5 protein-coding genes are annotated in these 5135 nt (G+C 60.6%); all 5 read left to right on the forward strand.

All coding sequences use genetic code 11. The features are described from left to right. Positions 1-763: transglutaminase family protein (locus ENZ75_RS20015; RefSeq protein WP_164887883.1), on the forward strand; the 763-nt coding region annotated here is incomplete at its 5' end. Between the two features lie 132 nt (positions 764-895). Further along, on the forward strand, positions 896-1627 hold the full coding sequence (locus ENZ75_RS20020; RefSeq protein WP_013531816.1) for a peptidase: 732 nt from the start codon (positions 896-898) through the stop codon (positions 1625-1627). A gap of 100 nt (positions 1628-1727) precedes the next feature. Further along, a complete protein-coding gene (locus tag ENZ75_RS20025; RefSeq protein ID WP_063167944.1) occupies positions 1728-3137 on the forward strand; it encodes an aspartate aminotransferase family protein in 1410 nt (469 codons plus the stop codon). A gap of 78 nt (positions 3138-3215) precedes the next feature. After that, positions 3216-3983, forward strand: coding sequence for a DeoR/GlpR family DNA-binding transcription regulator (locus ENZ75_RS20030; protein WP_013531814.1), 768 nt, complete (start codon positions 3216-3218; stop codon positions 3981-3983). A 126-nt stretch (positions 3984-4109) separates the two neighbouring features. Beyond that, positions 4110-5135: glycerol-3-phosphate dehydrogenase (gene glpD / locus ENZ75_RS20035; RefSeq protein WP_128278266.1), on the forward strand; the 1026-nt coding region annotated here is incomplete at its 3' end.

Genomic DNA, 5135 nt, shown 5'->3' on the forward strand with positions numbered 1-5135 from the left:
CCGTTACGATACGCCGGTGCACTATCTGTTGCAGCGGCTGCGGCTGCTTCCAGTCAGCGGGTCGACGCAGACCGTTCTGTCCTGGGCTCTGGCGATCGAAGGCGCGCGCGAAGAGGTCCGCTTTGTCGACCATTTCGGCAACGACACAAGGCTGTTGAGCGTCGAGGGCGAGCGCGACTTCATCACGGTGGAGGCGTCGGGCGAAGTGGTGACGCGCGACACCGCGGGCGTCTCGGGGCCACACCAGGGCTTCACGCCGCTCTGGCTGTACAGCCATGAGACACCATTGACGGTGATCGGCAGCGGTATCCGCGAACTCGCCGCATCGGTTGGCAAGGGCAGCGACATCGAACGGCTGCACCGGCTGACGGCTGTCATCGGAGAGCGCGTCGCCTACACGCCCGGCACGACCAATGCGACGACGCCGGCGGAGGAAGCCTTGGCGCTCAAGACCGGGGTCTGCCAGGATCATACCCATATCTTTGCCGCCGCCGCCCGTGCCATGGGCTTTCCGGCCCGCTATGTCAGCGGCTATCTGATGCTGGATGCGACGGTCGAGCAGGCGGCCAGCCATGCCTGGGCCGAAGCGCATGTTTCGGGTCTCGGCTGGGTTGCCTTCGATGCCGCCAATGGCATCTCGCCCGACGAGCGCTATGTAAAGGTGGCGACGGGCCGCGATTACCGCGACGCCACGCCGGTGTCGGGAATTCGGCTGGGACAGGCGGAAGAACAGCTTGCGGTCACCGTCACGGTGGAGCAGTAATCCTCCGCAAGATTGCTGCCGAGCGGTTCATCGTTTCAAGGAACCCCGAACCGCTCTATCCCTTTGTTTTAACGCAATTCCGGACGGAAAACCGCTTCACACTTTTCCTGGAATTGCTCTAGAAGAGATTCCATGACCTATTGCGTTGGCCTGAAGATCGATCGCGGGCTCGTGTTCATGTCCGACACGCGCACCAATGCAGGCATGGATTCCATCTCCACCTTTCGCAAGATGCATGTCTGGGAAGAGCCGGGCGAACGCGTCATCGTTTTGATGTCGGCGGGCAATCTGGCGACGACGCAGGCCGTGGTCAGCCTGCTTGACGAGCGCACCAAGGCAATCTCCGAAAGACATTCCACACTGCTCGAAACGCCGTCGATGTACCAAACGGTCCGCATTGTTGGCGACACGGTCAAGGAGGTCATCGCCAATTCGTCACCCGCTGGCGAGAAGGCGGATTCCTATTTCAATGCGTCCTTCATCCTCGGCGGTCAGATCAAGGGCAGCGAGCCGCGCCTGTTCATGATCTATCCCGAAGGCAATTTCATCGAATCGACCGATGACACGCCGTTCTTCCAGATAGGCGAGACCAAATACGGCAAGCCGATCATCATCCGCGCCTACGAAAAGACGATGAGCCTCGCCGAGACGGTGAAGCTGCTTTTGGTGTCGTTCGATTCGACGTTGAAGTCGAACCTGTCTGTCGGCTTGCCGCTCGACCTGCTCTTCCTGGAGAAGGACGCTTTCAAGGTCGGATTGAAGAAGCGGATCGGCCAGGACGACCAGTATTACCGCACGATCTCCGATGGCTGGTCGAATGCGCTGAAGACGGCTTTTGCCAGCCTGCCGGATTTCCCTGGCTAAGGCGTGCGGCATCTCTTGCTGGTTGCATATATTTCACGCGTTAATTAATAAGAGACCAACCGCGACGGATGGTAGCGATGGATCATGTCGGGAGGACAGGATGAACAATGATGATTTCCGGCAATGGTCGCGGCGCGCCGCCGACTGGGGCGTTGACTATCGCAACAATCTGCGCGACCGCCCCGTGCGGCCACTGGTAGAACCCGGCGCCATTTCTAGAAGCATCGAGGTTTCGCCGCCCGAAGACGCCGAACCGATGGACCGGATCTTCGCCGATTTCGAAGAGAAGATCCTGCCGGGAATGACCCATTGGCAGCATCCGCGCTTCTTCGCCTATTTCCCGGCCAATGCGGCGCCGGTTTCGGTGGTGGCGGAATATCTGGTTTCGGCGATGGCCGCGCAATGCATGCTGTGGCAGACGTCGCCGGCGGCGACCGAACTCGAAACGCGCACCGTCGACTGGATGCGCCAGGCGCTCGGTCTGCCGGAAGGCTTCTCGGGCGTAATCCAGGATTCAGCCTCATCGGCGACGTTGGCCGCGGTGCTGACCATGCGCGAACGGGCACTCGACTGGCAAGGCAACAAACAGGGCCTGGCAGGGCAGGCGCGGCTGCGCATCTACTCCTCCGACCAGGTGCACACGTCGATCGACCGGGCGATCTGGGTGTCCGGCATCGGCGAGGACAATCTCGTGCGCATTCCCGTCAGCGGCCGCTTTCGCGCCATGGACACGGCCGCGCTCGAGGCGGCAATCGTCGCCGACCGGGAAGCCGGCATGCTGCCGGCGGGCATCATCGCTTGCGTCGGCGGCACCAGCACTGGCGGCACCGACGACATTGCTGCGGTTGCCGAGGTGGCACGGCGGCATGGGCTTTATCTCCATGTCGATGCCGCCTGGGCGGGATCGGCGATGATCTGTCCGGAATATCGGCATTTCTGGACAGGCGTCGAAGGCGCCGATTCGATCGTTTTCAATCCGCACAAATGGCTGGGCGCTCAGTTCGACTGCTCGATCCAGTTCCTGCGCGACCCTGAAAGCCATGTCAGGACGCTGGCCATCAAGCCGGATTATCTGAAGACGCACGGTCATGACGGCATCATCAACTATTCCGAATGGTCGGTACCGCTCGGCAGGCGATTTCGCGCGTTGAAATTATGGTTCCTGCTGCGCGCCCATGGCCTGGAACGCCTGCGCACGATGATCCGCAATCATGTCGCGTGGAGCGAAGGGCTGGCGGCGCGGCTGGCAAGGGAGCCGGATTTCCAGATCGTCAGCGAACCGATGCTGTCGTTGTTCTCGTTCCGGCACAAGACCGCAACCGACGGGGACGAGCACAATCTGCGCCTTGTCAATGCGATCAACGACGATGGCCGCATCTACCTGACGCAGACGAAGGTTGATGGACTGATCGCAATCCGGTTCCAGGTCGGACAGTTCGAGGCGACCGCCGCCGATGTCGAAACGGCTTTTGTGGTGATTACTGAAATCGCACGTGGCCTGGGTCGCTGATTTCGTTAGCCGGCTTATGCCTTTTCATCGGTTTCGTTTTCGACTATAGACAAGAAAAACGAAAACGGGAGGTTGCCCATGTATCTGTCGCCGCGCCATGCCGAGATTATCCAGATGGCCAAGGATCACGGCCGCGTGCTGGTCGATGATCTGGCCAACCACTTCAATGTGACGCCGCAGACCATACGCAAGGACCTCAACGATTTGTGCGATCAGCGGCTGCTCTCGCGCATCCATGGCGGCGCGCTGTACCCCTCCGGCATCGAGAACATGGAGTATGAGGCGAGACGCAAGATTGCCGCCGACGAGAAGGAGGCGATCGGCCGTGCGGCAGCCAGGCTGATCCCCGACAACGCCTCGCTGTTCATCAACATCGGCACCACGACCGAGTCGGTCAGCAAGGCGTTGCTCGATCACAACGGTCTCATGGTCATCACCAATAACATCAATGTTGCCAATAGGATGCGGATATATCCGTCGATCGAAGTGGTGATCGCCGGTGGTGTCGTGCGCGGTTCCGATGGCGGTGTGGTCGGCGAGGCGGCGGTCGATTTCATTAGGCAGTTCAAGGTCGATTACGCGGTGATCGGCGCATCCGCCATCGACCATGACGGGGCCTTGCTCGACTTCGATTTTCGCGAGGTCAAGGTGGCGCAGGCGATCATCGCCAATGCAAGGCATGTCATCCTGGTTTCCGACCAGACCAAATTCGAGCGAACCGCACCGGTGCGCATCGGCCATCTGTCGCAGGTCAACACCTTCATCACCGACCGCTGCGACATCCCCTCGGTGCGCAAGATCTGCCAGGAGGCCGAGGTTCAGCTGATCGAGACGTCGCTCGCCTAGGCGGTTTTCAGCTGATATCACGCGCCCGTGATATTTCGTTTGACATTCGTTATCATTTCGAAATAATTCCGACACGGTTTCGTAAAAGCCCAAAAATGGTGCAATGCGAAATCGCTGGAGGAATTTGTGGACGCATCTCCGATCCGTGACATTTTCGTCATAGGCGGCGGCATCAATGGCTGCGGTATCGCCCGCGACGCCGTCGGGCGTGGCTTTTCCGTCTTTCTCGCCGAGATGAACGACCTCGCCAGCGGGACCTCCTCGGGCTCGACCAAATTGATCCATGGCGGCCTGCGCTACCTCGAATTCTACGAATTCCGCTTGGTGCGCGAAGCGCTGATGGAGCGCGAGGTTCTGTGGAAGAACGCGCCGCACATCATCTGGCCGATGCGCTTCGTGCTGCCCTATGCCAAGGGCCTGCGCCCGGCCTGGCTGATCAGGCTCGGTCTCTTCCTCTACGACCACATTGGCGGGCGCAAATTGCTGCCGGCGACCCGGACGCTGGACATGGCCAGGGATCCGGCCGGCAAGCCTTTGAAGCCGCTATTCAAGAAGGCCTTCGAATACTCGGATGGCTGGGTCAATGACGCGCGGCTGGTGGCGCTGAACGCACGTGATGCCGCCGACCGCGGCGCAACGGTCCGCACCCGCACGAAAGTGACCGGCGCGCGCCGCGAAAACGGCTTGTGGACGGTCCAGGTCGAGGATCTGCAGACCGGCGAGACCGAGGAGATCAAGGCGCGCCTGCTGGTCAATGCCGCTGGACCCTGGGTCGATCATGTGCTTTCCGGCGTCGTCGGCCTCAACGATGTGCACAATGTCCGCCTCGTGCAGGGCAGCCACATCGTCATCGCCAGGAAGTTCGACGATCCGCGCGCCTATTTCTTCCAGAACAGGGATGGTCGCATCATCTTCGCCATTCCCTACGAAGAAGAGTTCACCCTGATCGGCACCACGGACCAGGATTACCCCGGCGATCCGCATGACGTGAGGATCAGCGACACCGAGATCGACTACCTCTGCGCCGCGGCAAGCGAATATTTCGCTGAAGCCGTCAAGCGTTCGGACATCGTCTGGACCTATTCGGCCGTCCGTCCGCTCTATGATGACGGAGCCTCCAAGGCGCAGGAAGCGACGCGCGACTATGTGCTC

The sequence above is a fragment of the Mesorhizobium sp. M7A.F.Ca.CA.002.04.1.1 genome (assembly GCF_004022805.1).
GTDB classification, from domain to species: Bacteria; Pseudomonadota; Alphaproteobacteria; order Rhizobiales; family Rhizobiaceae; genus Mesorhizobium; species Mesorhizobium ciceri.